The following is a 1,495-nucleotide window of genomic DNA, read 5'->3' as shown; positions in this document are numbered from 1 at the left end:
AAATGGCCTCCAGCGCAATCAATACTAAGGCATTCAGCTATGAAAATAATAGCAAATCAGTTTCAACCAGCGGGACCCTCTGGTTCGGCCTGCCCGGCAATCCCGTCGCCGTGATGGTGGCCTTCCTGGCGTTCGTGCGGCCTGCGCTGCTGCGCGCGATGGGCTGCACCCGGGCCGCGCCGCCCCTGCTGCGTGCGGTCAGCACCGAGCCCTTGCGCAAGAAGGCCGGCCGCACCGAATACCAGCGCGGCATCGTCAGCACCGCGCCGGATGGATCGCTGCAGGTGCGCACCACCGGCCACCAGGGCTCGGGCCTGCTCCATTCGATGGTGCAGGCCAACGGCCTCATCGTGCTGCACCCGCCCAGGGGGCCGGTGGCCGCAGGGGAGACCGTGGACGTGATGATGTTCGATGGCGCGCTGTGAACCGCCTGCCAGTCCGGTCCCACAGCCTGGCGGCGCATGCGCCGGACGCGGTGCCTGCGGGCACAGGCCTATGCTGAAAGACAGGTTCCCCCGCCAACCCAGGCCCTGCCCACAACCACATGACAAGGACCCCATCGCCATGACCTATTGCGCCCGCCACCTCGAACAGCCCCCCGCCCGCGAAGATGTGGACCGCCTGGCCGGTGCCACGGTGCTGGAGTTCGGAACGCCCTGGTGCGGCCACTGCCAGGGGGCGCAGCCGCTCATCCAGGCCGCGCTGGAGGGCCGGGACGATGTGGCCCACGTCAAGGTCGAGGACGGACCCGGCCAGCGACTGGGCCGCAGCTTCGGCGTGAAGCTCTGGCCGACCCTCGTCTTCCTGCGCGACGGCAGGGAGCTGGACCGCGTGGTGCGGCCCCAGGGACCGGAGCCGCTGCAGGCGGGCCTGCAGGCGATCGCGCCCGGGGCCTGACGGACGCAGGCTTTTCGGACGCGGGCCTCGACGGCGGCCTCAGCCGCGCCCGAGCGCCTTGTCCACCCCTTTGTTGGCCAGGGCATCGGCACGCTCGTTGCCCGGGTCGCCCGCATGGCCCTTCACCCAGCGCCAGTCGATCACGTGGCCGCCCTGGGCCACCAGATCGTCCAGCCGCTTCCACAGCTCCACGTTCTTGACCGGCTGGCCAGCGGCCGTGCGCCAGCCCTTTTTCTTCCAGCCCTGGATCCATTCGGTGATGCCCTTGCGCACGTACTGGCTGTCCAGGAACAGCGTCACCTCGCACGGCCGCTTGAGCGCGCCCAGGGCCTCGATCACCGCGAGCAGCTCCATGCGGTTGTTCGTCGTGCCCAGCTCCCCCCCGAACAATTCCTTTTCCAGCGCGCCCGAACGCAGCACCACCCCCCAGCCGCCAGGGCCCGGATTGCCTTTGCAAGCCCCGTCGGTATAGATCACAACCTGATTCAAAAACGTTACTCCCGTCCATCCACATGAAAGGCCGGCCCGCCATCGCGGACCGTGCCGCGATTGGCCACCGGCACCGGCGCCGCAGCGCCCTTTGGGGCGCGGGCCGCCA

2 protein-coding genes and 1 pseudogene are annotated in these 1,495 nt (G+C 69.2%); 2 read left to right on the top strand and 1 reads right to left on the bottom strand.

All coding sequences use genetic code 11. The features are described from left to right. A pseudogene (locus AC27IQ_RS24425) lies at positions 1–425 on the top strand (molybdopterin molybdenumtransferase MoeA); the annotation flags it as partial. A gap of 139 nt (positions 426–564) precedes the next feature. Further along, complete coding sequence (locus AC27IQ_RS24420; RefSeq protein ID WP_487091122.1) at positions 565–897, top strand: thioredoxin family protein; 333 nt, start codon at positions 565–567, stop codon at positions 895–897. Between the two features lie 39 nt (positions 898–936). On the opposite strand, the gene rnhA is transcribed toward AC27IQ_RS24420, so the two are convergent. Next, positions 937–1,386, bottom strand: a complete 450-nt coding sequence (rnhA, locus tag AC27IQ_RS24415; RefSeq protein WP_284400891.1) for a ribonuclease HI — start codon at positions 1,384–1,386, stop codon at positions 937–939. Positions 1,387–1,495 lie beyond the last annotated feature (109 nt).

Source organism: Acidovorax sp. KPB24-07, assembly GCF_057543315.1.
The sequence above is the reverse complement of the archived record's forward strand: the minus strand, read 5'-3'. Positions and strand labels throughout refer to the sequence as shown.